Genomic DNA, 23,518 nt, shown 5'->3' on the forward strand with positions numbered 1-23,518 from the left:
AGACTGTCCACGCCGGGGCGCAAGACCCGCCGGCGCTTGACGGCGGCGGCGCAGGCTCCGACTGTTGTCGAAACGGATGGGGATCTGCGTCTCCCCGTCCCTCTCGGGAGCCCGCCACCGTCCCATGTCCCGCCGCTTCATCATCACTCTTCTAATCGTCATCGTGACGCTGATCGCCCTTGGCGCGGCCTTCTGGCGATCCCTGCCCACGATCGCCGAGCATTTGGTGATTTCCCGCCTGGAAGCGCAGGGGCTCGGCCCCGTGGAGGCGGAGGTGGCGCGCGTTGACCTTACGGGGGCTCGGCTGGAGAGCCTGACGCTGGGCGACGGCGCGGCGACGGTCTCAGGCGCCACCCTGGCATGGCGGGCCCGCGCGCTGGCGCCGGAGTCGTTGACCATCGAGTCTCTGCGCCTGACCGGACGCTGGACCGCCGACGACGGCCTGACCCTCGGCCCGCTGGACGCACTGCTGCACGGGTCGGAGGACGGCGGTGCTGCGGCGGACGGATATGCGCTGCCCGTGCCCCGGATCGACCTGCGCGACGCCCGCGCCGAGATCGCCCTGCCCGGCGGCACCCTCACCGCCACTGGCCGGGGCACCATTCTGCGCGCCGAACCCGGCCCGGCCCTGGACCTGACGGCAGAGGTGGACGCGCCCGGGCTGGCGGGCCGCATGAGTTTTCAGGGCACCGCTGCGGGGTCCGGCGCCACGCCCGTCACCGGCGAGGGGCGGGTGCGGCTGACGGCGGCCGGCTTCACCGCCCCCGGCGTCGCCGGCGCCATCGACGGCGAGCTTTCGGCCACGATCGCCATCGGCGCCGATACGGTGACGGTGACGGCGGAAAATCCTGTAACACTCACCCTCCGCGACCTTGCCCCCGCCCTGGCCGCGCCGCTGGCCGACGTTCTGCGCGCCGGGACTTCGGCGGATGGACCAGTGCGGATCACCCTGTCCGGCGCCGAGGGCGGTGCGCCGGCCTTCACCGTCAGCGGCCTGGACGATCCGGCATCCCTGGCCGTGGCGAGCGACGGCCTGCGGTTGGCGGCCGAGGCGGCCGATGCGCGCGCCTCCGCCTCTGCCGCCGGGTCCCTGCGGCTGGAGGACGGCCTGCCGACGGCCGCCCTTCACGACCTGTCGGCCGAGGCCTCGGGGCTGGTGATCGGCGGTGTGCCGATCGGGGGCGCGCTGGCGGACGGCAACGCGACCTTGAGCGCCGCCGGGATTGCGGCGGAAGGCGACCTTGCGCTGTCGACCGGCGCCGCGGAGGTCGGCGACGTCGCCGCCCAGGCGGCTGCGCTGGAGGCCCGGCTGCGCCTCAGTACCCAGGCGGACGGCACCGGCGCCCTCTATGCCGAGCGCGGCACGCTGCGGGTGGAAGGCCTGCGGCCGGCGCCGGATCTGGCGGTAACGGCGCCCGTGGTGCTGACCCTGACGGAGACCGAAGCACCGCTCGTCCGCCTGTCCCCCCTGGAGGGCGGCGACGGACTGCGGGCCGACATCCGGGCGGCCTTCGCCGACCCGGACCTGCGCCTGCGCCGGAGTACGGGCGACGGCGACCGGCTGATCCGCGCCGCCTTCGACCGCCTCGCCGTGGAGGCCGTGGCGCACCTGCCGGAAGGCCGGGCACCGGAGGTGACGGCGATGGACCTGGACGGGTCGGGCGGTCTGCTGACGGTGGACGCCATCACGCTGACCGACGCCGCCATGGACGCCACGCTCGGCCCGCACGGCCCGCGCCTGTCGGTCAGTGGCCGCATGGCGGCACTGCCCGGCGAGCCTTCCGCTTTGGCCGAGCGCTCTCCGCTGCGTCCCTACCGCCTGTCGCTGACCGCCTCCCCCACGGACGAGCCCCGGGCCGCCGAGCGGTTCGCGCTGGAAGTGGACCTGCGCGACGCCGCGCAAACGCGGTTGGCCTCGGCCACCGGCTGGGCCGACCTGGCCGAGGGTACCGGGCGCCTGCGGCTGGACATGCCGCGCCAGGTCTTCGACCCGAAGGCCCTGCGGCCCGAGCACCTGCATGGGGCGCTGGGCACCTTCGCCAGCGGCGTCACCGGGGCGGTCGCGGCCGAGGGAACGCTGGCCTGGGGACCGGGAGGGCTCGACCCCGACCTCAACCTGATGCTGCGGGATCTGTCGCTGAGCCAGGGGTTCGTGACCCTCCGCCGCATCAACGGCGTCATTCGGCTGACCAGCCTGGACCCCCTGCGCACACCGCTGGGCCAGACGGTCTCGGTCGCCATGGTCGAAGCCGGCCTGCCGCTGACCAACGTAACGGCCGACTTCCAGCTCGATGGCGACCGCCTGCACATCGACAGCGCCCGCGCCACCCTCGCAGACGGAACGCTGACGGCCGACCCGGCGAGCCTGCCGCTCGACCTTGCCAGCGGCACCATGACCCTGCGCGTGCGCGACATGCGCCTGGCGCCGCTGGTGGACCTGCTGAACATCGAAGGTCTTGATGCCGCCGGCGCCCTGGGCGGCGAGATCCCGCTGCGGTTCGCCGGCGGCGACGTGGTCATCGACAACGCAGTGCTGCGCAGCCAGGGCCCCGACCGTGTCGCCTATGCGCCCGAGGCCCCGCCCGACGCCCTGTCCGGCGGTGGCCAGAGCGTCGACATGGTGATGGAGGCGCTGGAGGACTTCCGCTACAACACCCTGCGCGTCACCGTGGACGGCCGGGCCAGCGGCGAATTGACAGTGACGCTGCACATCGCCGGCCATAATCCCGCCTTCTATGACGGCTATCCCGTGGAGTTCAACCTCAGCGTCAGCGGCGCCCTGGCGGAAGCCGTCCAGGCCGGCCTGCAGGGCTATCAGGTGCCCGACCGCATCCGCGAGCGCATGATGAACTTCCAGAACGGGCAGTAAGCCGCAGCCATCTTTATCAAAAAGAGGCGTGACGCGCCCTACGATCGCCATTATCAATGGTTTGAATTCATGGTGACGGGGACACGCCGCCCCGCGTGCCCGAGGGAGACCCGGATGTTCCGCTCTGCAGCCTCCATGCCCACAGCCCTGCCCGCCGCACTGGCGGTCCTTGCGGCGCTGGCCGTCGCCGGCTGCCAGCCCACCGTCAAGGTGGAGGCGCCCGACAAGCCGATCGTGATCAACCTGAACGTCAAGATTGAACAGGAAGTCCGCGTCAAGGTGGAAAAGGACGTGGAAGACCTGCTCGAAGACCGCAAGGACCTGTTCTGAGGGGTCCGCCGATGGAGGGACGTATGATGTCGTTGCGAATGTTGCGCCGCCTCGCCGCCGGCTTCCTGGTGCTGCTGGGCCTCGCGGTCGCCGCGCCAACGGGCGCGCTGGCGCTGGACCTGGATACGGCACGGGCGCAGGGGCTGGTGGGAGAACGCTACGACGGCCTCATCGGCCCCGTGCAGGGGAACGGCGAGGTGCAGGCGCTGGTGGCCCGCATCAATTCCGAGCGCATGGACGAATACCGCCGCATCGCCGAACAGCGCGGCGTGCCGGTGTCGGCCGTGCAGAAGCTTGTGGGCGAAAAACTGGTGAACAACGCCGCGCCGGGCACCTTCGTGATGACACCGTCGGGCGACTGGCGGAAGAAATAGGCGTCACGATGCGCCGGCCCGTCCACCGGCGCCGGCGCCGCGACTGCCGCGAACTCAGTGCAGCCGGTTGTACTCCACGCCCAGCCGGCGCGGCCCCAGCCGAATGACGTCGTAGACGATTTCGTAGCGCTTCGCGACGCTGCCGAAATTGACGATGAGGCCCGGCGGCGGATCGGGCGTAAAGGCCTGATAATAGAACAGGGTGCGGTCGACCTCGAAGCTGGTCAGCATGGACCCGAAGCGCGAGGCGATGATGGGCCTCCGGTGCTTCTTGTGGTGCCAGTCCAGGCCGCCGCCGCCATGGCCGCCGCCTTCACCACGGTCGTCGTCGTCGCGCACCGCCTCTTCCTGCGGGCCTGCGCCGTCGGCAGGCAGCAGCCCCTCGATCGGCATGGCTTCGCCCGGCGAGAACGCCGACCGGCCCGCCGACGGCGTGCGGGCAGTGCTGGCGGCTGCGAAGGCCGAGCCGAGCTTGCCGGCGGCGAGGGACATGGCGCAGGAACTCCTTGGGCACGATTTCTTACTATTTAGTTTAGGTCTCCACCGCTCCGCGTCAATCGCGCGACGGTGAAATCGGCCCTTCCCCTTGCGCAACACCTTGCGCATCTTCCGGGAGTCCCGCGCAATCCCTTGCGTTCGGGCCCTCCACCGCGCCATGATCGCAGGATGCCGGTCGGGCCGCCCCCGTCGCCGACGTCGCGGCGGCGCCTGCGCCCGGTCCGCGACTCGAATGACGACACCTCCGAAAGGCGCCCCATGAGCCACAACCTGCTCGTCACCCTGTTCTGCCCCGACCGCACCGGTCTGGTGGCCGCCGTCACCGGCCAGTTGTTCGACATGGGCCTCAACCTGGGGGACACCACCTTCGCCGTCCTCGGCACAGGGGCAGAGTTCACCGCCGTCTGCGAAGCACCGGACGACGTCTCCGCCGACGATGTGGAGCGCGCGCTGAAGGCCCTGCCCGAAGCCGAGGACGCCCGCGTCGAGGTCCGCCCCTTCGGCCTGGACCCGGTCGCCGATCCCTCGGGCCGCATCACCCACCGCTTTTACGTGCGCGGCGGCGACCGGCCGGGGCTGGTCGCCCGCATGGCCGAGGTGTTCGGCCAGTACGAGGCCAACATCGTGCGCATGAGCGCCGAGCACATGCCAGACCTGGCCGGCGGGCAGTACGTGGTGCGCTTCGACGTCAACATTCCCGCCACGGCCGTCGAGCGTTGCCTGAACACCGCCGCCAACACGGCCGGCGAACTGCATCTGACCAGCCATGTGGAAGGCGTCGAGCGCCCGGTTTCCGTCTGATGGAAGAGGGCCGCGTCCTCATCGACAGTCCGGTGCCGCCGGACGACCTGCCGGCGGTGATGCCGGGCGACCTGGTGCGCGCCTGGGATGCGGCGACCATTGCCGCCGAACTGGGGCTGGAGGTCGATCCGCGCGCCACCCGCGGCATCACCTTTCGCGGGCCGGGCGGCGAGGTCACCCTGCTGTTCGAGGACGTCGACGCCCAGGTGTGGATCGCGGGGCTGGAGCGCACGACGGGGCTGGACAGCCCGCACGGCATCTCTGTGTGCTTCCGGCTGCTGGGCCTGATCGAACTGATGGCGACGGCCGCATGGATGCGCGGCCTGTTCGACATCGGCGGTCCGGAGGGGCCGGACATCCACCCGGCCCTCTTCCGGGTGGCCGCCACCATGCCGCTGGGCCGCGATGCCCGCTTCGACCCGCGGGAGTTCGAGCGCCGCACCCGCCCGCTGGTCGGGCCGCGCATGCTGAACTGACCTACTCGCCGGCCGCTTGGCGCAGCGCGTCGGTGTGGCAGCGGAACCGGTTGGACCGCACTTCGGTGACGAGGCCGGAGCGCCTGAAGTCCGCCACCACGCGGCTGGCGGTTTCAGTTGTCACGCCCAGCATGGCGCCCAGATCCTCGCGCGAGAACAGTTCCACCTCGGGTTCCGGCGTGCAGCCGGGCTCCACCTCGGACAGGTGCAGGAACAGCCGGGCGACGCGCGATCGGGCCGAGCCGGTCGACAGCCCGGTGAGCCATTCGTCGGCCTGGCGCACCTGCGCGTGCCAGCGCTTCATGAGTTGGGTGTGCAGGCGCGGGGTCTCCACCGACAGGCGCTTGACCACCTCGCGCGGGAGGCGGCAGACCAGCGCCGGGCGCAGGACCACGGCGCTGTGCTCGTAGGCCTCGCCCACCAGAACCTCCAGCCCTGCCGTGTCGCCCCGGCGCAGAAGGCGCACGATGCGCTGGCCGCCGTCCGGCAGGTACTGCACCAGCTTGACCAGGCCCGAGCGCACGGTGAACAATGCCCGGCCTTCGTCGCCGGCATTGTAGAGCGTTGATCCGGCGCTGAACTCCAATTCGTCGATGGGCAGGTGAATGAGGTCGAAATCGGCCGCCTGAAGATCGGCGAACAGGGCGAGGTCGCGGATGGTGCACCCGGCACATTCCGCCTGTCCCTTCCAGGCCGCTTCGATCCTGCTCTTTCGCAAAGTATCCTCGTCGGTTGGCCGTCGCATTGACGGTCGAAATTTCGATGCCGTCAATTTAGGATCATCCGCATCTCCCGAAAAGGGATAACCGTCGCAAGGATTTATACCCGTGCCCGCCGACGCTTCGCAGTCCGCTCCGCTGCTGGAGGCGCGCGACCTCTCGCGCCCGCCGCTGGGGCCCGTGTCGCTGACGCTCGATGAAGGCCGCTGCCTGGCCGTAACGGGCCCGTCGGGCGCGGGCAAGTCGCTGCTGCTGCGGGCTTTGGCGGACCTGGACCCGACCGAGGGCGCGGTACGGTTCCAGGGCACGGACCGCAGAACCCTGCCGGCGCCGGAATGGCGGCGGCGGGTGTGCTATGTCGCCGCCGAGTCCGGCTGGTGGGCCGAGACGGTGGCCGACCACATGCCGGCCGACGACCAGGCATGGCGGCCGCTGATGGAGGCGGTGGGGCTGGGCGATGCAGCGGACTGGCCGGTTTCCCGACTATCAAGCGGCGAGCGGCAGCGGTTGAGCATCGTCCGCGCCCTGGCCCGGCGGCCGGCTGTGCTGCTGCTGGACGAGCCGACGGCCAACCTGGACGCCGAGGCCGCCACCGCCGTGGAAGGCTTGATCCGCCGCGCGCTGGACGACGGCACCGGCATCATCCTCACCAGCCACGACCCGACGCAGGTTGACCGCCTTGCCGACCATCGTCTGCGCCTGCGCGCCGGACACATGGAGTCAGCCCAATGATCGAGACCACAGAGCCGCTCTCCTGGCTGGATCTTGCCTGGTCGGCTGCGCTGATCCTGCTGGCGGGCGGTCTGTCGGTCGTGTGGAACCTGGGCATCCACCGCCGGCTGGTCATTGCGGGGCTGCGGGCGACGGTACAGCTTCTGCTGCTCGCGCTGGTGCTCGAGGCGCTGTTCGCCACCGCCTCCCCCTGGCTGACCGCGGCGGCGGCGGCCGTCATGCTGGGATTTGCGGCGCGGGAAATCTTCGGCCGCCAGGACCGCCGGCTGGCCGGCGGCTGGGGCTACGGCGTCGGGGGCGCGGCGATCACCGTGGCGGCGACCGTCGTCACCCTGTTCGCGCTCACCACCTCGGTCCGTCCCGACCCCTGGTACGACGCCCGCTACGCCATCCCGCTGCTGGGCATGATCCTGGGCAACGTGATGACAGGCATCGCGGTGGGGCTGAACACGCTGACCGCCGCCTGCGCCCGCGAGACATCGGCCATCGAGGCCCAACTGGCGCTCGGTGCCACCCGGTGGGAGGCCCTGAACGCGCCCATCCGCCACGCTCTGCGCACGGGGCTGATCGGCATCGTCAACAGCATGGCGGCGGCGGGCATTGTGTTCATTCCCGGCATGATGACGGGGCAGATCCTGGCGGGGCAGTCGCCGGAACAGGCGGCGCGCTATCAGCTTCTGATCCTGTTCCTCATTGCCGGAGCGACAGCCATCGGCGCGGTGATGGCGGTGCTTCTGGCGGCGGCGCGCCTGACCGACGACCGCCACCGCCTGCGCCTGGATCGGTTGAGGACTTGATCCTCCGGCGCCTCGAGCGCCGGAGGCCGTTCATGCGCCACGGAGGCTCACGCGCCTGACCGGCGCGGGGTCGCAGTCACAACCCTATGCCCCGGCCGCGAGCCGGCCGGGATGAGCATCACGCCACCAATGCCGTGGCGATGACGGACCACAGGTAGATCATCCCCAGAAGGGCGAGAAGGCCGAAGGTGTCGCGCAGCAGGGCGGCCATGGACATGGTCTCTCTCCTCGGTCAGTTGGTGTGTCGGTGTGTCGGTGTGTCGGTGTGTCGGTGTGTCGGTCGCGAAGCAGTTCACTTAATGTTCCTGTTTGGAGATGAGAACACATGAGGAACGGTGCGTCAACACGGTCTTTTCTCCCTATGCCGCGCGGCCTATATTGCCGCTCATGATCGATACGCCCAGCCGCCCTGTCCCCGTCGACCGCCGCCTGTCCGTCGCCCCCATGATGGACTGGACGGACCGGCACGAGCGCGCCTTCCTGCGCTGCCTGACCACGCGCACGCTGCTCTACACGGAAATGGTGGTGACGGGTGCGATCCTGCACGGCCGCGACCCGGAGCGGTTCCTGGGCTACAACACCGACATCGAGCACCCGCTCGCCTTGCAACTGGGCGGGTCGGACCCGCGCGAGCTGGCCGAATGCACCAGGATCGCTGCCGAATGGGGGTACGATGAGGTCAACCTCAACTGCGGCTGCCCGTCCGACCGCGTCAGCGCCGGGCGGTTCGGCGCATGCCTGATGGGCGAGCCGGAACTGGTGCGCGATTGCCTGGCCGCCATGCGCGAGGCCGCCGGCAGAGGCGGACCGGAAATCACGGTCAAGCATCGCATCGGCATCGACGACATGGACTGCTACGACCACCTGACGCGCTTCGCGGGAACGGTCGCGGAGTCGGGCGTACGCAGCTTTTCCGTCCATGCCCGCAAGGCCTGGCTTCAGGGCCTCAGCCCCAAGGAGAACCGGGAGATCCCGCCGCTGCGCCACGATGTCGTCCACCGCCTGAAGCAGGATTTTCCGCATCTGGAAATCATCCTGAACGGCGGCATCAAGTCCGTGCCCGAGGCGCTGACCCACATCGGCCCGACGGATGGCGTGATGATCGGCCGCGCGGCCTATGAAACGCCGTGGTGCCTGCGCGAGGCCGACCATCTGGTGTGGGGCGAGCCCGCCGACGCCGCGCCCGCCACCCGGCACGAGGCGGTGCGCCGCTACCTGCCCTACATCCAGGCGCGGCTGGACGAGGGCGTGTTCCTCAAGCACATGGCGCGGCACATGCTGGGCCTGTTCCAGGGCGTGCGCGGCGCGCGGGCGTGGCGACGGTATATTTCCGAGAACGCGCCGAACAAGGCGGCGGGCGTGGAGGTCATCGAGGCGGCGCTGGAGTACGTGCCCGAGGACACCGCCATGCAGGCCGCATGACCACCTTCCCCGACAGCGAGGCAGACGCCCGACGGCTGCTTTGCGACGAGATGCTGGTGGGCCTCGCCCGCTGGCTCCGCGCCGCCGGGCACGACGCGACAACGCCCGTGCGCGGGGAGCCCGACCAGCGCCTGATCGCGCGGGCCGCGGCACAGGACCGACTTTTCCTCACCCGCGACCGCCCCATTCTCAAGCATCGTGCCGCCGCCGGTCTGGTGGTGGTGCTGGAGTCCGACGACCTGGACCGTCAGGCGGTGGAACTGCGCGACCGCCTGTGCCTCGACTGGCTGGCCGCGCCCTTCTCCCGCTGCCTGGTGTGCAACGTGCCCGTGGCGGAAGCGGGGCCGGAGGACGTGACGCGCATACCCGAACAGGCCCGGCAGCTGCCCGGCCCCTTCCGCGTCTGCCCCGAGTGCGACCGGGTCTACTGGCCCGGCAGCCATGAACGGCGCATGCGGGCACGGCTGGAGGGGTGGGCGACCCTTTAAGGGCCTATGACCAACTGCACCCAGTCCGAGGCGAACCGCGTCACGTTGAAGCTGACCGGCCGCCCCTGCCCGTCCACGTCCAGGGCCTCCGTCACCAGCACCGGGCGGCTTTTGGGCTGGTGGAGGAGGTCTGCCTCGGCCCCGGCCGGCATGCGCGCAATGACGCGGGTCCAGGCGCGGGTGTAGTCCTCCACGCCGTATCGCTTGAGCGTTTCCGTCACCGAGCCCGTCTCGCGGAATCCGACGTCGAAGTCGGGGAAGCGGCGCGCCGGAAGGTATTGCGACGACAGCGAAATGCGCCGGTCGTCGGCCATGCCGATGCTGTCGACCATCATCACCTTGTCCTTGCGCGCCACCCCCAGCGCCTCCGCCACCGCCGACTCCGCCTCCACGATCTCGGCGCGGACGAATTCGTGCGCGGCCTCAAGACCTTGCGCGCTCAGGTTGGAGGAAAAGCGGGTGCGTTTGCCCACCGCGTAGTCGATGACGTGTTCGTGGACGAAGGTGCCACGGCCCTGCTCCACCCGTAACAGACCTTTCTCTTCCATCTCCGCCAGCGCACGGCGCACGGTGTGGCGGTTGACGGAAAAGCGCGTCGCCAGCTCGAACTCGGTGGGCAGGCGCTCGCCGGGCTTGAAGACGCCCTCGCGGATTTCGCTCTCCAGCACGCGCTGGATCTGACGCCAGAGCGCCACGCCCGCGCCGCGACGCCGATCGAGGCCGTCATCCATTCTTCCTGGTCTCCACACTGTTTCCGGGGCTTTGCGTCACAAACCTTTCACCAGGCCACACCTTGCCCGGCGCGTCGGGAGCGGAGTATAACGGGCTTAGATATAGACGTCTAGACAAATATGCAGCTTGTCGAGGCCCCATGACTGAGACCGACACCACCCCCAACGCCCCCACGCCGGAGGTCGCCGCCCGTCAGCGGTGGATGGGGATCCTGGCGCGCACGCCGCTCGCGCGACTGGAGGAGACCTTCGCCGCCCTGCCCGAGGCGCCCGCCTTCACCCACCTGCGCCGGCCGGAGATCGGCTCCGCCCTGGTCCGCGGTCGCGCCGGCGGCTCGGGTGAACGGTTCAACCTTGGCGAGATGACCGTCACCCGCTGCTCCATCCGGCTGAGCGCGTCGGGCACCATCGGCCATGCCTATGTCGCCGGCCGTGCCCGCCGCCATGCGGAGTTGGCGGCCGTGTTCGACGCCCTGCTTCAGACGCCCGACCACCACGACCGCCTCGCCACCGACCTGATCGACCCGGCCGCCGAGGCCATCGCGGCGGCGCGTGCGGAGACCATCGCCAAGACAGCGGCGACGCGGGTGGACTTCTTCACCATGGTGCGCGGAGAGGACTGATCATGACCGCCATCCCCCACGCTTCCGACCTGCGCCCCGGCTTCGCCGACCCGGTGCTGAGCGGCCAGGCCGTCTACCGTGCCGTGCTCAAGGGCATGAGCTACCCCGGCCGCATCCAGCCCCTGCCCGCCACCGTCAACGCCCCGCCGCCGCTGTCGGCGGTCGCCGGCGGCGTGCTGCTGGCGCTGGCCGACCTGGACGCGCCCGTGTGGCTGGACCCGGCCGGGCTCGCCACCGACGACATCGCCGGCTGGCTGCGCTTCCACTGCGGCTGTCCGGTGGTGGAGGACCGCGCGAAGGCGGCCTTCGCCGTGCTGGACACCGCTTCAGTGGCGGACCTGGAGGGCTTCGCGCTGGGCACGCCCGAGTACCCGGAGCGCTCCGCCACGCTCATCATCCAGGTGCCGCGCCTGACCGAAGGCGAGGGACGCACGCTCACCGGGCCGGGCATAAAGGGCTCGGCGCGCCTTCAGGCCGAAGGGCTGCCGGACGGCTTCTGGACGGCGCTGGCCGACAACCGGCTGCTGTTCCCGCAAGGGCTGGATGTGATCCTGGCCGCGCCGGAGGGCCTCGCCTGCCTGCCGCGCACCACCATCGTTTCGGAGTGACCTGATGTACGTTGCCGTCAAGGGCGGCGAGCGCGCCATCGACAACGCCCATCGCCTGCTCGCCGAGGAACGGCGGGGCGACCGGGCGGTGCCGGCGCTCTCGCTGACCCAGATCAAGGACCAGATGACGCTCGCCGTCGACCGCGTGATGACCGAAGGTTCGCTGTACGACCGCGACCTGGCCGCGCTGGCGATCAAACAGGCGCGGGGCGATCTGGTGGAGGCGATCTTCCTCCTGCGCGCCTACCGCACCACCCTGCCCCGCCTGGCCGTCAGCGAGCCCGTGGACACCGCCCGCATGACCATCCGGCGGCGCGTCTCGGCCACCTTCAAGGACCTGCCGGGCGGGCAGGTGCTGGGGCCGACGTTCGACTACACGCACCGCCTCATGGACTTCAAACTGGCCGCCGAGGGTGACGACGCGCCCGAGCCCTGCGAGCGGGGCGAGCCGCGCCAGGAGGCGACCGTGCCGCGCGTCGCCGACCTGCTGGGCGAGGAAGGGCTGATCGAGCCGGAGGTGCCGCGCGACGGCGATTCGGCCGAGCCCGGCGACATCACCCGCGAGCCGCTGGAGTTCCCCGCCGACCGCGCCACCCGCCTGCAAAGCCTGGCGCGCGGGGATGAAGGCTACCTGCTGGGGCTCGCCTACTCCACCCAGCGCGGCTACGGCCGCAACCATCCCTTCGCCGGCGAGATCCGCATGGGCGACGTGGCCGTCGAGATCGTGCCGGAGGAACTGGGCTTCGCCGTCGAGATCGGCGACATCACCGTCACCGAATGCCAGATGATCAACCAGTTCAAGGGCTCCAAGGCCGCGCCGCCGCAGTTCACCCGCGGCTACGGCCTCACCTTCGGCCAGGGCGAGCGCAAGGCCATGGCCATGGCGCTGGTTGACCGCAGCTTGCGCGCAGAGGAGTTGGGCGAGGACCTGACCGCCCCGGCCCAGGATGCGGAATTCGTGCTGTCCCACTGCGACAACGTGGAGGCGTCGGGCTTCGTGCAGCACCTGAAGCTGCCCCACTACGTCGACTTCCAGGGCGAGCTTGTCACGGTCCGCGCCCTGCGCCGGGAACACGAGCGAAAGGAGGCGACCGATGCCGAATGATCCCGCACAGGACACCCTGGACGGCTACAACTTCGCCTACCTGGACGAACAGACCAAGCGCATGATCCGCCGCGCGACGCTGAAAGCCGTCGCCATCCCCGGCTATCAGGTGCCCTTTGCGGGGCGGGAGATGCCGCTGCCCTATGGCTGGGGCACGGGCGGCATCCAGGTGACCGCGGCCGTCATCGGCCCGGACGATGTCTTGAAGGTCATCGACCAGGGGGCCGACGACACCACCAACGCCGTCTCCATCCGCCGTTTCTTCGCCCGCACCGCCGGCGTCACGACCACCGAGCGCACGCCGGAGGCGTCCCTGATCCAGACGCGCCACCGCATCCCGGAAACGCCGCTGACGGAGGATCAGATCCTCGTCTACCAGGTTCCCATCCCAGAGCCCCTGCGCTGGATGGAGGCCCGCGAGAGCGAGACCCGCAAGATGCACGCGCTGGAGGAATACGGCGTGATGCATGTGAAGCTCTACGAGGACATCGCCCACCTGGGCCGCATCGCCACCAGCTACGACTATCCGGTGCGGGTGAACGGGCGGTATGTCATGGCGCCCTCGCCCATCCCCAAGTTCGACAACCCGAAAATGAACATGATGCCGGCGCTCCAGTTGTTCGGCGCGGGGCGGGAGAAGCGCATCTACGCCGTGCCGCCCTACACCCGCGTGGAAAGCCTGGACTTCGAGGACCATCCCTTCGAGGTGCAGAGCTGGGACGAGACCTGCGCCCTCTGCGGTGCGACCGACAGCTACCTTGACGAAGTGGTCGTCGACGATGCGGGCGGGCGCATGTTCGTCTGTTCCGACACCGACCACTGCACCCAACGCACCGCCAGCCGGGAGGCCGCCGAATGACCGCCGCCGCCATGGACCTTTCCGCCGAGACGCCGCTTTTGCGTGTGCGCGACCTCACCCGCCTGTATGGCGACCGGGTGGGCTGCGAGGGTGTGTCCTTCGAGTTGTGGCCTGGCGAGGTGCTGGGCATCGTGGGCGAGAGCGGGTCGGGCAAGACCACCCTGCTCAACACCCTGTCGGCCCGGCTGGAGCCGTCGGCCGGCAGCGTGGAATACGACACCCGCGACGCCGGGCTGACCGATATCTACCAATTGTCCGAACCCCGCCGACGCCTGCTGACCCGCACCGACTGGGGCATCGTCCACCAGAACCCGCGCGACGGCTTGCGCATGGGCGTCTCCGCCGGCGCCAACATCGGCGAGCGCCTGATGGCCGTCGGCGCCCGCCACTACGGCAACATCCGCGCCGACGCGCTGGACTGGATGGGCCGGGTGGAAATCCGCGACGAGCGTGTGGACGACCTGCCGCGTACCTTCTCAGGCGGGATGCAGCAGCGCCTTCAGATCGCGCGCAACCTGGTCACCGGCCCGCGGCTGGTGTTCATGGACGAGCCGACGGGCGGGCTGGACGTGTCCGTCCAGGCGCGGCTGCTGGACCTGTTGCGATCCCTTGTGACGGGAATGCGGCTGTCGGTGATCCTGGTCACGCACGATCTGGCCGTTGCCCGCCTGCTCGCCCACCGGCTGATGGTGATGAAGGACGGCCGCGTGGTGGAACAGGGCCTGACCGACCAGGTGCTGGACGACCCGCACCACCCCTACACCCAGTTGCTCGTCTCCTCCGTGCTCCAGGTCTGAGGAAAGCCCATATGTCCCCCGTCATCCAGGTCCGCGACCTGACCAAGGATTTCGTCCTGCACACCCAGAACGGCGTCCGCATTCCCGTCTTTTCAGACCTCAGCCTTGAGGTGAAGGCCGGGGAGTGCGTCGGATTGCACGGCCCCTCCGGCGCCGGCAAGTCGACGCTTTTGCGCGCGCTCTATGCCAACTACAAGCCCGACAGCGGCGCAGTGATCGTGTCCCACGACGGCGGCGCGGTCGACATGGCAACGGCCGAGCCCCGCGCGGTGCTGGACGTGCGCCGGCGCACGCTGGGCTACGTCAGCCAGTTCCTGCGCGTCATCCCCCGCGTGCCGGCGCTGGACGTGGTGGCCGAGCCGCTGGTCGCACTCGGCATCCCCGTCGACGCCGCCCGCGAGAAGGCCGCCGCCCTGCTCGCCCGGCTGAACATCCCGGAACGCCTGTGGCACCTGGCGCCGGCGACCTTTTCGGGCGGCGAGCAGCAGCGCGTCAACATCGCGCGCGGGTTCGCCGCCGACTATCCCGCCATGCTGCTGGATGAACCGACGGCCTCGCTGGATGCCGCGAACCGCGATACGGTGGTGGCGATGATCCAGGAGGCGAAGGCGCGCGGCTGCGCCATCGTCGGCATCTTCCACGACGCCGACGTGCGCACCCGCGTCTGCGACCGCCTTTTCGAGATCGGAGCCCGTGACCATGCCGCGTGACACCCAGACCGCAAAGCCGACCGACACGACGACGACCGCCGAGGCCAACCGCTCCATGAGTTCCGAGATGATCCTGACCAACGCCCGCGTCGTCTGCCGTGACCGCGTGCTCGACGACGGCACGGTGATAGTCCGCGACGGCCGCATCATCGAGGTGGCCGAGGGGCGGTCCGAGGCACCCGGCGCGCTCGACCTGAACGGCGACTATCTGCTGCCGGGCCTGATCGAGATGCACACCGACAACATGGAAAAGCATTTCGTGCCGCGCCCCGGCGTGCTCTGGCCCTCGCCGCTGGCCGCCGTGCTGGGGCACGACCTCCAGGTGGCGGGCGCGGGCATCACCACCGTCTTCGACGCCATCTCGGTCGGGGAATACGCCGAGAAGGGGCCGCGCCGGCAGATCCTGGGGCAGAGCCTCACCGCCGTGAAGCACGCCCTGTCCGAAGGCCTGTGCAAGGCCGACCACCTGTTCCACCTGCGCTGCGAGGTCTCCGACCCCTGCGTGGTGGAGATGTTCGAGCCCTACGCCCACGACCCGCTGGTGCGCCTCGTCTCGCTCATGGACCACACGCCCGGCCAGCGCCAGTGGACCGACGTCAGCAAGTACGTGCAGTACAACAAGGGCGAAAACTGGACGGAAGACGAACTTAACCGCCGCATCGAGCGCCTGAAGGCCGAGCAGGACAAGTACGCCGCCAAGCACCGCAAGGCCGTGGTGGCGCTGGCGAAGGAATACGACATCCCGCTCGCCAGCCACGACGACGCGACGGAAGACCATGTGCGCGAGGCCGTGGCGGACGGCGTGGTGATCTCGGAATTCCCCATCACCATGACGGCGGCCTGCCTTGCGCGCGAGCACGGCCAGAAAACCATCATGGGCGCGCCCAACGTGGTGCGCGGCGGCTCGCACTCGGGCAACATGTCGGCGCTGGATTGCGCGCGGGAGGGGCAGTTGGACGGCCTGTCGTCGGACTACGTGCCATCCTCGCTGCTGTTCGCCGCGTTCCTTCTGCACGAAAAGCTCGACCTGCCGTTGCACGAGGCCGTCGCCAAGGTTTCGGCCAACGTGGCGGACATGGTGGGGCTGGCCGACCGGGGCCGCATCGACACGGGCCTGCGCGCCGACCTGGTGCGCGTCACCCACACCGAGCACACCCCGGTCGTGCGCGAGGTCTGGGTCACGGGAGAACGGGTCTGCTGATGCGGGACAACACACCGCTTAACGCCTACCGCTACGCCATCTACTACTCCCCGGCACCCGACGAGCCGCTGGCCGAACTGGGGCGACAGTGGCTGGGCCGGGACCCGCACGACGACGTTTCCCACCCCCGGCCGCAGGTGACCGGGGTGGCGGCGGAGCGCATGGCGGAACTGACGGCGGACGCCCGGCGCTACGGCCTGCACGCCACCATGAAGGCGCCCTTCCGCCTCGCGCCTGGCCGCGATCCGACCGAATTGCGCCGGGCGCTGCGGGAGTTCACGCTCATCCGCCGCGATGTGCTGATTCCGCGCCTGGAACTGTCGGACGCGATGGGCTTTCCCGCCCTGGTACCGGCAGAGCCCTGTCCCGCGCTGGAGGCCCTGGCGGCCGACTGCGTGCGCGCCTTTGACCTGTTCCGCGCCGACCCGACGGCAGAGGAAGTGGAGCGGCGCAAGGCCAAGGGGCTGACGGCTGCGCAGAAGGACCACCTGCTGCACTGGGGGTATCCCTACGTTTTCGAGGATTTCCGCTTCCACATGACGCTGGCCGGCCCCATCACCGACAATGACGAAAGGGCGGCCGTCATGGCGGCGCTGCATGATCATTTCGACACGGTGCTGGACAAGCCCCTGTGCATCAAGTCCCTGTGCCTGTTCACGGAACCGGAACAGGGGGCGCCATTCCGCCTGTTCTGCCGCGACCGTTTCGGGTGACACGATCTGCTAAGGGTTAATTATATAGTCCGAAAGTATACTTAATTACGCTTTTAAATCCCGCATTGCAGCGTAATCTTCCATCCTTGAACCGGTGGCATAGCGGGATACCGCTCATGCTGCTTCGAGGGTAGAGAGGCCGCGCGCCATGCGCGCGGAACATGTGCGAGAGTGGGCGAATGAAGACCTTTCGGATCATGACCCGTTTCTGGCTGATCGTCGCCGTGGTGGCGGTCGGCATGACCATGCTGACGGCCTACGGCCTGTATCAGTTACGCGCGAACCTCGTGGCACAGGAAAAAAGTGCCCTGCAGAACGTTACTGATGCGGCGATGTCGCTGGTGGCGGACTATCAGGACCGTGCCGCGTCCGGCGAATTGACGACCGAGGAGGCCAAGGCGCAGGCGCTGGCGTCGCTGTCCACCTACCGTTACGGCGATGACGGGTACTTCTTTGTGATCGACAAGCAGGGCGTCTTCCTGATGCACCCGATGCCCAAGCTGGTCGGCCAGAACAAGATCGACCTCGCCGACCCCAACGGCGTCCAGATCCTGCGGGAAATGATCAACGGCGTGAAGACGGGAGGCACCGCCTACGTCGAGTACATTTGGCCCAAGCCGGCGATAAACGCCGACGCCCCGAAGATCAGCTACGCCGCCGAGTTCACCAAGTGGGGCTGGGTCGTCGGCACCGGCGTCTACGTCGACACCATCGACACCAAGTTCTGGGCGGTGGCCCTGCCCTACATCGCCATCGCGCTCGTGATGCTCGGCGCGGTGCTGGCCGGCGCGCTGTGGATCAGCCGCTCCATCACCCGTCCGCTGAGCGCCCTGACCGGCGGCATGCGGGCCCTGTCGGGCGGCGACAAGTCCATCGAGGTCGGCTACACCGACGAGCCCAACGAACTGGGCGACCTGGCCCGCGCGCTGCAGGTCTTCAAGGATGCCGCCATCGAGCAGGACCACCTGCGCGCCGAGCAGGAGGCCGAGAACGCCCGCAAGCTGGAGCGTCAGGCCAAACTGGAAAACCTGACGGCCAGCTTCGACAAGACCGTCATCCGCCTCATGGCGACGGTGGAAGGCTCCATCGACGGCCTGCGCACCGCCGCGCACAGCCTGGACGTGGGCGCGCAACACACAGCCGAACGCTCCACCCGCGTCTCCGCCGCCTCGGAACAGGCTTCGGCCAACGTGCAGACCGTCGCCACGGCCGCCGAGGAACTGTCGGCCTCCATCCAGGAGATCACCCGCCAGGTCAGCCGCTCCTCGGAAATCGCCGCCTCGGCGGTGGAGGAAGCCCGCCGCACCGACGGCATCGTGCGCGGCCTGGCCGACAGCGCGGCCAAGATCGGCGAAGTGGTGAAGCTGATCACCGATATCGCCGAGCAGACCAACCTGCTGGCGCTGAACGCCACCATCGAGGCCGCCCGCGCCGGTGAGGCGGGCAAGGGCTTCGCCGTGGTCGCCAACGAGGTGAAGAGCCTGGCCAACCAGACCGCCCGCGCCACCGAGGAAATCGCCGGCCAGATCGGCGCCGTCCAGTCCACCACCCACGAGGCCGTCAGCGCCATCGAGGCCATCAGCGGCACCATCGCCGAGATCAACGAGATCACCTCGGCCATCGCCGCCGCCGTGGAGGAACAGGGCGCCGCCACCAGCGAGATCAGCCGCAACGTCCAGGAGGCCGCCCAGGGCTCGCAGGAGGTCTCCGACAGCATCGCCGGCGTCTCCGAGAGCGTGGACGAGACCAAGGCCGCCGCCGGCCAGGTCAACAGCGCCGCCCACGACCTGGAGAACGAGGCCGAGACGCTGAAGTCGGAGGTGGAAACCTTCCTTGAGGGCATCAAGGCCGCCTGAACCGGCGGTTGCACTCAGGCATCGCCCATTGCTACCATGGAAACGGCGCGACCCTCTGCGGCTCGCGCCGTTTCTCTTTCGGAAACAAGGCTATGGCCCGCTCGCCCTTCTTCTCCCGCCTGATCGACCGCGTCGTCCCGGAAACCCTCATCAAGCGGCTTTCCGCCGGCGAGGAGAAGACCGCCGAGGAGACGGAAAACGCCTATGACGACGATCCGCCGGACCTGTCGCTGGAAGAGCTTCTGAAGGAAGACATCGGCGCCTTCGGCGGCAAGATGCACATCATTTCGCTGGTGGAGTTCAAGGAGGCCATCGGCTCGGCCAAGTGGCTGAAGCTGTCCACCAACATCATGCTGATCGCCGAGGGCGTGCTGCGCTCGCGCCTGGGGCACGCGCATTCCTACGTGCAGCGCGGAACGGACATGTTCCTTCTGGGCTTCCGCGGCCTGTCCGACACCGCCGCCAAGCTGCGCGCGGTGGAGGTGGCCGAGGAAATCGGCGGGCGGCTCGCCGGGGCCGCCTTCGGCAGCAAGCAGGCCCTGGTGCGCACCGCCGAGGTCGATCCCGAGGACCTTCTGACCGAGGACGGAGAGCTTGACGAAAACGTCCTGCACGCCGCCGTGGCCGAAGGCGAGAGCGTCCAGCCCGTCTCTCCCAGGGAGGCGGAGCGACGGCACTTCCACCAGGCCAGGGTGGAAAAGGCGTCCGGGCACCGCCCGCTGCCCACCACCGACCCGACGGCACTCAAACAGCCGGGCCGGCGCTTCTGGACGGGCTCTGGCACAGCCACCCGCGACGACGGCCGCCGCCGCCAGTGGGAGACCGAGGGCGCGGGTGCCGACTACGACGACGCGCCGTCCGAGTCCGATCCGCTGGCCGAGGCGGCCGCCCGCACCGCGGCCGCGCAACCGCGCATCAAACCGCTGGTCAAGCCGCTGAGCGAGGCCGAACGCCGCCACTTCGAGGCCATGCACGGCGGCATGCTCGCCACCCTGGGGCCGGAGGATTATGTCCGCTCCGGCGGGTCCGTCCTGGATGCGACCGATCGGCTGAAGGACGGCGCCGGGGCTTGGTCGCCAGACGACGAGGCGGCCGCGGATGCCCCGCCGCAGGACCCGGCCACACGCAACCCCGCCGCGGTGGAGGCCATGCTCCGTCCCTGCTGGACCGCCGCCACGGAAGCCGCCGACACGTTCCTTCTGCGCCCGCGCCTGACCGGCGGCAGCGTGCCCGCCGGCGAGACCCGGGCGCCCGGGGCAGACAACGACGCCATGGTCGCCGCCAAGGCCGTCGAGATCCTGGAGCAGATGGCCGAGAAAGCGCCGGGCGCGGTTCTGGTGGTGCCGCTCCATTGCCTCTCCTTAAGCGATCCGGACCGGCGCCCGGCGGTGCTGGGCGCGCTGACCAAGGCCTCCGCCGCCACGCGCATGAAGGCGTTGCGCGTGGAAGTGGTCGGCATCACGCAGCAGACACCGGCGGCCCGTGTCATGAACGCCATCGACGCCCTGCGCCCCATCGTCCGCGAGGTCGCCCTGCGCACCGACCTCGCCCAGCCCGCCCGCGTCGTCTTCGGCTTGCGCGGCGTGCTTGTGGGGGCGGACGCCGAGGACCTGAAGGACCGCGCGCCCGAGGTCATGGCGGGGCGCATCACGGCGCTGGAGGAAAAGGCGCGGCTCGGCGGCGCGGCCGGCAGCTTCCTGTGGGGCCTGCGCAAGCGGAGCGAGATCGCCCTGGCGCTCGACCACGGCATCGGCGCTGTGGGCGGACCGGCGTTCTCCCGCGATATCCCACCGCCGGGCAAGGTGCTGCGGCTGTCGAAGGGCAAACTGCTGGGGAAGACCGCATAGGACGCGGGAGGTGCTTTTTGCTCTCTTGACGATTATTGAGGTCGAGAATACAACCCTTGATGTTTCACACATCAATGGGGATTGGATCAGTGGCAAACATCAAGCTTGTTCGGGTACGCGACCCGGAGACGCTCATGTACCTCAACCACGAGGGCAAGTTCGTCCGGGAGTACGCGCCCGCCGACTGCATTTTCCGCATGCGCGAGACCGACGGAAAGGTCACGCTCCAGCATGATTTCGAGCGGACCTACCTGCACGCCTGCGGCACCCTGAAGGAAGCGCTGGAGCCGGCGACCGGCCTTTTCGAGCGTTTTCACTGCCCGGAGACCTTCTGCACCTACGCGCGCTTCAGCAGCGCGCCTCAGGGCACCGCGGCGGACAGCGCCGACCGGCTGCCGGAGGTCAATCTGCTGATGGAGGAAACCGACGAGCTTCCGCTCCAGATGATGCCGATCGGCAACTACCAGATTCTCAGCGACAGCCAGATCCAGGAGCTGGAGGCGCTGGGCAAAGGCGGCGGTCCGCTGGGTCAGTACGGAAAGAAGACGTCGCAGGGCGATCAGGACATGGCCGACCTGGTCAAGTGGGTCGGCAACGCGCCGGAGTCCGAGCAGCCGCACATGTGGATGAACGGCCAGCTCAAGGACGGGTCCGAGGTTCGGGTGTGCATGCGCGGCAACGCCAGCATCACCATCATCCGCCAGAAAACCCTCAGCGCCGCCGGCAAGCAGGCGTGGGAGGACTACAAGCGCGACAATCCCGAAGAGGAGTGGTCGGAGACCGTCGAGACCGTCATCAAGTACACCAGCGGCAACCGGACGTTCTGGCAGAACGCCATTTTCTTCGGTGAACAGGCGCTGGTCGGTCAACTGATCTGGCAGGCCGCCACCATCGTCACGAAGCTGATCTCCAAGGGCCTGACCAAGCTGTTCACCGAGATCGCCAAACGCGGCGTCATGCGGGCGCTGACGGCCGCCGAAGCGCGCGGTCTGCAGGCGGCCATGACGCAGCAGCGGTGGTACGTCAAGATCGTGTCGTGGATGGCGTCGGGCAGCAGGGGCGCCCGGTTCCTGGCCGGCACGTTCAACTTCGTCGTCACGCTCGTGATCTTCATCGTGATCTCGTACTTCATCCTGCCGCTCATCTTCAAGAAGCAGCGGTGCTCTACATACCTGTACAATTTCACGAACAGGAGGCTTCAGGTCAGCACCGCCTACCTCTACAACGTGCCCACCACCACCCAGGACAACGCGCCCGAGACGCCGTACATCCTGCCGGAGGTGACCGGGGTCGGCCGGTGGATCACCGTGCACGGGATCGACATCGAGGTGACCGACAAGGTCGTTCACGGCATCGCTTTCGACTTCGAAAACGACAGCACCTTCATGCAGGGCTTCGGCGCCCTTCTGATGGCACAGGACGCCGAGCAGACCGAAAAGGTGCTCTACGCCATGGTCAGCGTGCCGTGGGTGGAGTCCAACTCCATCGGGCTGTCCACGGCCAGCGCGCCGGCCAGCTACAAGTCCCTGTACGACAGCATGGACGGCCAGCACAAGCAGGAGAACCTGACGATCGACGAAAGCGGCCGTAAAGCCGAAGTCGGTATCAACGCCCTGACCGGCTCCGACCACCTGTATACCGCACAGGTGAACATCAAGAGCATCTGACGCACACGCGGAAACGGAACACGCCCGCCTTTTCCGGCGGGCGTGTTTTCCATGTCCCGGACGGGCGTGTCCGCCCGCCCTCAAGCCCCCGATCGCGGCGGCTTGTAGCCGCGCAGCAGGAATTCGCGGCCGACCTTGACGCGCGGCTCCCCGTCGTATTCGACCACGTCGGCGGTAGCGTAGGTTTCGTTCCACTCGGACGGCAGATAGCTGCCGGTGCCGATGACGTCGATGGGCGCGCTTGCCAGCGCCATGACCTTGCACTTGGCGGGCGAAAAGCCCGACGAGGCGATGATCTTCACCTTGGGGAAGCCTGCGGCATTCAGTTGCTCGCGCGCGTGCCAGATGGCGGCGGCGGAGACGCCGGTGCCGATCAGGTGCTTCAGTTCCGCCTCGGTGCGGTAGCCGCGGATGGCCTTGGGGGCATTGCGCTCCAGCACGTCGTAGCTCGCCTGGGTATCCAGCCCTTCCACGTAGCGGCCGCCGTGGGTGTCGAGGCGCACGCCGATGCGCCCTTCCGCCGCCAGTTCGGGGAAGCGCTTGCAGACCTCCAGCGAGTCCGTGATCTCCTGCCCGAAGTAGTCGACCAGGACGATGAGCATCTGGTCCGGGAAGGTCTCGTGGAACATCTCGGCCGCACGCACGGTCGATCCGGCGTAGCCTATCAGGGCGTGCGGCATGGTGCCCCGGCCTTCGGCCTGGCCGAAGTAGTGCGCCGTGGCGTCGGTGGCGTTTCCGATGAAGCCGACGGCGCCGGCACGGCGCCGCGCCGTCTCGCTGCCGACGGACGCGGCATAGGCCATCAGTTCCGACATCTCGGTGCCGGCGCAGTGGCGGGCGTCCATGGCGAGGAAAGCGACCTGCGGCAGTTCCTCGCACATGGCGTGGGCGTTGTAGGCCGCGACGCAGGCGGCGCCCAGCTTCTGCAGGAACACGGTTTCCAGATCCACCAGCGCGGCGAACGAGCCGCGGATGTAGATCATGGGCTCGCCGGCACCGACCCAGTCGCCCTCGCGGTAGCGTTCCTCCACCTCGAAGGCCTCGCCGCGCTTCTCGCCGATGCCGCGCAGCCAGCCGCAGGCGAGTGCGCCGGCGTAGAGCACCGGGCGGCGCATGAAGACGGCGTAAGTGACCTGCGCATCCCCGAACTTGAGCACCACGTCGCGGGTGCGGCGGAAATACTTGTCGGTCCAGCCGGGAAGGTCCTCCAGGCCGGGCCAAAGGGTGATCGGGTCGGGCTTGCTGCCGTCCATGATGGTCTACCGCCTTGAAAACGCGGACGGCCGGCGCTCGCA

Annotated in this window: 24 protein-coding genes; 20 read left to right on the plus strand and 4 right to left on the minus strand. The window is 69.1% G+C overall.

Features of this window, described 5'->3' with window-relative positions:
- Positions 1 to 124: 124 nt before the first annotated feature.
- The 3 genes from LG334_RS14130 (at position 125) to LG334_RS14140 (ending at position 3,573) form a co-directional block, all read left to right on the plus strand.
- Entirely contained in the window at positions 125 to 2,869 is a 2,745-nt protein-coding gene (locus LG334_RS14130; protein ID WP_404378997.1) for a YdbH domain-containing protein, read from the plus strand.
- A 114-nt stretch (positions 2,870 to 2,983) separates the two neighbouring features.
- A complete protein-coding gene (locus tag LG334_RS14135) occupies positions 2,984 to 3,199 on the plus strand; it encodes a YnbE family lipoprotein (RefSeq protein ID WP_009540360.1) in 216 nt (71 codons plus the stop codon).
- 38 nt (positions 3,200 to 3,237) lie between these two features.
- Positions 3,238 to 3,573 (plus strand): YdbL family protein, encoded by a 336-nt coding sequence (locus LG334_RS14140; protein ID WP_404378998.1) that lies wholly within the window; start codon positions 3,238 to 3,240, stop codon positions 3,571 to 3,573.
- A gap of 54 nt (positions 3,574 to 3,627) precedes the next feature.
- Here the strand turns inward: LG334_RS14140 and LG334_RS14145 are convergent, their stop codons facing one another.
- Positions 3,628 to 4,065: a hypothetical protein gene (locus LG334_RS14145; RefSeq protein WP_404379000.1), complete on the minus strand. Its 438-nt coding sequence runs from the start codon at positions 4,063 to 4,065 to the stop codon at positions 3,628 to 3,630.
- Positions 4,066 to 4,329: 264 nt separating this feature from the next.
- Here LG334_RS14145 and LG334_RS14150 point away from each other — a divergent pair, with 264 nt between their 5' ends.
- The gene (locus LG334_RS14150; RefSeq protein WP_404379001.1) at positions 4,330 to 4,872 is read left to right on the plus strand and encodes a glycine cleavage system protein R; all 543 of its coding nucleotides are present in this window, start codon (positions 4,330 to 4,332) and stop codon (positions 4,870 to 4,872) included.
- Entirely contained in the window at positions 4,872 to 5,348 is a 477-nt protein-coding gene (locus LG334_RS14155; protein WP_404379003.1) for a hypothetical protein, read from the plus strand. The genes LG334_RS14150 and LG334_RS14155 overlap by 1 nt, the downstream gene beginning before the upstream one ends.
- A 1-nt stretch (position 5,349) precedes the next feature.
- On the opposite strand, the gene LG334_RS14160 is transcribed toward LG334_RS14155, so the two are convergent.
- The gene (locus LG334_RS14160; protein ID WP_404379004.1) at positions 5,350 to 6,093 is read right to left on the minus strand and encodes a Crp/Fnr family transcriptional regulator; all 744 of its coding nucleotides are present in this window, start codon (positions 6,091 to 6,093) and stop codon (positions 5,350 to 5,352) included.
- Between the two features lie 82 nt (positions 6,094 to 6,175).
- Here LG334_RS14160 and LG334_RS14165 point away from each other — a divergent pair, with 82 nt between their 5' ends.
- The 4 genes from LG334_RS14165 (at position 6,176) to LG334_RS14180 (ending at position 9,506) form a co-directional block, all read left to right on the plus strand.
- Positions 6,176 to 6,799, plus strand: coding sequence for an ATP-binding cassette domain-containing protein (locus tag LG334_RS14165; RefSeq protein WP_404379005.1), 624 nt, complete (start codon positions 6,176 to 6,178; stop codon positions 6,797 to 6,799).
- On the plus strand, positions 6,796 to 7,596 hold the full coding sequence (locus tag LG334_RS14170; RefSeq protein ID WP_404379007.1) for an ABC transporter permease: 801 nt from the start codon (positions 6,796 to 6,798) through the stop codon (positions 7,594 to 7,596). Before LG334_RS14165 ends, LG334_RS14170 begins: the two co-directional genes overlap by 4 nt.
- Positions 7,597 to 7,983: 387 nt before the next feature.
- Positions 7,984 to 9,018, plus strand: coding sequence for a tRNA dihydrouridine(20/20a) synthase DusA (dusA, locus tag LG334_RS14175; RefSeq protein ID WP_404379008.1), 1,035 nt, complete (start codon positions 7,984 to 7,986; stop codon positions 9,016 to 9,018).
- Positions 9,015 to 9,506 (plus strand): Mut7-C RNAse domain-containing protein, encoded by a 492-nt coding sequence (locus tag LG334_RS14180; RefSeq protein ID WP_404379010.1) that lies wholly within the window; start codon positions 9,015 to 9,017, stop codon positions 9,504 to 9,506. The genes dusA and LG334_RS14180 overlap by 4 nt, the downstream gene beginning before the upstream one ends.
- On the opposite strand, the gene phnF is transcribed toward LG334_RS14180, so the two are convergent.
- Complete coding sequence (gene phnF, locus LG334_RS14185) at positions 9,503 to 10,237, minus strand: phosphonate metabolism transcriptional regulator PhnF (protein ID WP_404379011.1); 735 nt, start codon at positions 10,235 to 10,237, stop codon at positions 9,503 to 9,505. The two genes, LG334_RS14180 and phnF, sit on opposite strands and share 4 nt — an antisense overlap.
- A 140-nt stretch (positions 10,238 to 10,377) precedes the next feature.
- Between phnF and phnG the strand changes: the two genes are divergently transcribed.
- From phnG to LG334_RS14240, 11 genes are all read left to right on the plus strand, one after another.
- Positions 10,378 to 10,860 (plus strand): phosphonate C-P lyase system protein PhnG, encoded by a 483-nt coding sequence (phnG, locus tag LG334_RS14190; protein WP_404379013.1) that lies wholly within the window; start codon positions 10,378 to 10,380, stop codon positions 10,858 to 10,860.
- A 2-nt stretch (positions 10,861 to 10,862) separates the two neighbouring features.
- Complete coding sequence (gene phnH / locus LG334_RS14195) at positions 10,863 to 11,468, plus strand: phosphonate C-P lyase system protein PhnH (RefSeq protein WP_404379015.1); 606 nt, start codon at positions 10,863 to 10,865, stop codon at positions 11,466 to 11,468.
- Between the two features lie 4 nt (positions 11,469 to 11,472).
- Positions 11,473 to 12,573, plus strand: a complete 1,101-nt coding sequence (locus LG334_RS14200) for a carbon-phosphorus lyase complex subunit PhnI (RefSeq protein ID WP_404379016.1) — start codon at positions 11,473 to 11,475, stop codon at positions 12,571 to 12,573.
- Positions 12,563 to 13,432, plus strand: coding sequence for an alpha-D-ribose 1-methylphosphonate 5-phosphate C-P-lyase PhnJ (locus LG334_RS14205; RefSeq protein ID WP_404379017.1), 870 nt, complete (start codon positions 12,563 to 12,565; stop codon positions 13,430 to 13,432). Before LG334_RS14200 ends, LG334_RS14205 begins: the two co-directional genes overlap by 11 nt.
- A complete protein-coding gene (gene phnK, locus LG334_RS14210) occupies positions 13,429 to 14,229 on the plus strand; it encodes a phosphonate C-P lyase system protein PhnK (protein WP_404379019.1) in 801 nt (266 codons plus the stop codon). Before LG334_RS14205 ends, phnK begins: the two co-directional genes overlap by 4 nt.
- Before the next feature lie 11 nt (positions 14,230 to 14,240).
- Complete coding sequence (phnL, locus tag LG334_RS14215; protein WP_404379021.1) at positions 14,241 to 14,939, plus strand: phosphonate C-P lyase system protein PhnL; 699 nt, start codon at positions 14,241 to 14,243, stop codon at positions 14,937 to 14,939.
- Positions 14,929 to 16,140 (plus strand): alpha-D-ribose 1-methylphosphonate 5-triphosphate diphosphatase, encoded by a 1,212-nt coding sequence (locus tag LG334_RS14220; protein ID WP_404379023.1) that lies wholly within the window; start codon positions 14,929 to 14,931, stop codon positions 16,138 to 16,140. Before phnL ends, LG334_RS14220 begins: the two co-directional genes overlap by 11 nt.
- Entirely contained in the window at positions 16,140 to 16,853 is a 714-nt protein-coding gene (locus LG334_RS14225; RefSeq protein WP_404379024.1) for a DUF1045 domain-containing protein, read from the plus strand. Before LG334_RS14220 ends, LG334_RS14225 begins: the two co-directional genes overlap by 1 nt.
- 197 nt (positions 16,854 to 17,050) lie before the next feature.
- Complete coding sequence (locus tag LG334_RS14230; protein ID WP_404379026.1) at positions 17,051 to 18,709, plus strand: methyl-accepting chemotaxis protein; 1,659 nt, start codon at positions 17,051 to 17,053, stop codon at positions 18,707 to 18,709.
- A 92-nt stretch (positions 18,710 to 18,801) separates the two neighbouring features.
- On the plus strand, positions 18,802 to 20,556 hold the full coding sequence (locus LG334_RS14235; RefSeq protein WP_404379028.1) for a hypothetical protein: 1,755 nt from the start codon (positions 18,802 to 18,804) through the stop codon (positions 20,554 to 20,556).
- Between the two features lie 89 nt (positions 20,557 to 20,645).
- Positions 20,646 to 22,223, plus strand: coding sequence for a hypothetical protein (locus LG334_RS14240; RefSeq protein ID WP_404379029.1), 1,578 nt, complete (start codon positions 20,646 to 20,648; stop codon positions 22,221 to 22,223).
- Positions 22,224 to 22,303: 80 nt separating this feature from the next.
- Here the strand turns inward: LG334_RS14240 and LG334_RS14245 are convergent, their stop codons facing one another.
- The gene (locus LG334_RS14245) at positions 22,304 to 23,476 is read right to left on the minus strand and encodes a nicotinate phosphoribosyltransferase (protein WP_404379031.1); all 1,173 of its coding nucleotides are present in this window, start codon (positions 23,474 to 23,476) and stop codon (positions 22,304 to 22,306) included.
- Positions 23,477 to 23,518: the final 42 nt, after the last annotated feature.

This window comes from Caenispirillum salinarum (genome assembly GCF_044803115.1).
In the GTDB taxonomy this organism is placed as follows: domain Bacteria; phylum Pseudomonadota; class Alphaproteobacteria; order Rhodospirillales; family Rhodospirillaceae; genus Caenispirillum; species Caenispirillum salinarum_A.

Bases quoted from the DNA above. Each gene is read 5' to 3' on its own strand.
- dusA (WP_404379008.1), top strand. From the start codon at position 7,984: ATGATCGATACGCCCAGCCGCCCTGTCCCCGTCGACCGCCGCCTGTCC.
- LG334_RS14220 (WP_404379023.1), top strand. From the start codon at position 14,929: ATGCCGCGTGACACCCAGACCGCAAAGCCGACCGACACGACGACGACC.
- LG334_RS14200 (WP_404379016.1), top strand. From the start codon at position 11,473: ATGTACGTTGCCGTCAAGGGCGGCGAGCGCGCCATCGACAACGCCCAT.
- LG334_RS14205 (WP_404379017.1), top strand. From the start codon at position 12,563: ATGCCGAATGATCCCGCACAGGACACCCTGGACGGCTACAACTTCGCC.
- phnF (WP_404379011.1), bottom strand. From the start codon at position 10,237: ATGGATGACGGCCTCGATCGGCGTCGCGGCGCGGGCGTGGCGCTCTGG.
- LG334_RS14135 (WP_009540360.1), top strand. From the start codon at position 2,984: ATGTTCCGCTCTGCAGCCTCCATGCCCACAGCCCTGCCCGCCGCACTG.
- LG334_RS14225 (WP_404379024.1), top strand. From the start codon at position 16,140: ATGCGGGACAACACACCGCTTAACGCCTACCGCTACGCCATCTACTAC.
- LG334_RS14245 (WP_404379031.1), bottom strand. From the start codon at position 23,476: ATGGACGGCAGCAAGCCCGACCCGATCACCCTTTGGCCCGGCCTGGAG.
- LG334_RS14160 (WP_404379004.1), bottom strand. From the start codon at position 6,093: ATGCGACGGCCAACCGACGAGGATACTTTGCGAAAGAGCAGGATCGAA.
- phnH (WP_404379015.1), top strand. From the start codon at position 10,863: ATGACCGCCATCCCCCACGCTTCCGACCTGCGCCCCGGCTTCGCCGAC.
- LG334_RS14170 (WP_404379007.1), top strand. From the start codon at position 6,796: ATGATCGAGACCACAGAGCCGCTCTCCTGGCTGGATCTTGCCTGGTCG.
- LG334_RS14130 (WP_404378997.1), top strand. From the start codon at position 125: ATGTCCCGCCGCTTCATCATCACTCTTCTAATCGTCATCGTGACGCTG.
- LG334_RS14230 (WP_404379026.1), top strand. From the start codon at position 17,051: ATGACCCGTTTCTGGCTGATCGTCGCCGTGGTGGCGGTCGGCATGACC.
- LG334_RS14150 (WP_404379001.1), top strand. From the start codon at position 4,330: ATGAGCCACAACCTGCTCGTCACCCTGTTCTGCCCCGACCGCACCGGT.
- LG334_RS14155 (WP_404379003.1), top strand. From the start codon at position 4,872: ATGGAAGAGGGCCGCGTCCTCATCGACAGTCCGGTGCCGCCGGACGAC.
- LG334_RS14145 (WP_404379000.1), bottom strand. From the start codon at position 4,065: ATGTCCCTCGCCGCCGGCAAGCTCGGCTCGGCCTTCGCAGCCGCCAGC.
- LG334_RS14180 (WP_404379010.1), top strand. From the start codon at position 9,015: ATGACCACCTTCCCCGACAGCGAGGCAGACGCCCGACGGCTGCTTTGC.
- phnG (WP_404379013.1), top strand. From the start codon at position 10,378: ATGACTGAGACCGACACCACCCCCAACGCCCCCACGCCGGAGGTCGCC.
- phnK (WP_404379019.1), top strand. From the start codon at position 13,429: ATGACCGCCGCCGCCATGGACCTTTCCGCCGAGACGCCGCTTTTGCGT.
- phnL (WP_404379021.1), top strand. From the start codon at position 14,241: ATGTCCCCCGTCATCCAGGTCCGCGACCTGACCAAGGATTTCGTCCTG.
- LG334_RS14140 (WP_404378998.1), top strand. From the start codon at position 3,238: ATGTTGCGCCGCCTCGCCGCCGGCTTCCTGGTGCTGCTGGGCCTCGCG.
- LG334_RS14235 (WP_404379028.1), top strand. From the start codon at position 18,802: ATGGCCCGCTCGCCCTTCTTCTCCCGCCTGATCGACCGCGTCGTCCCG.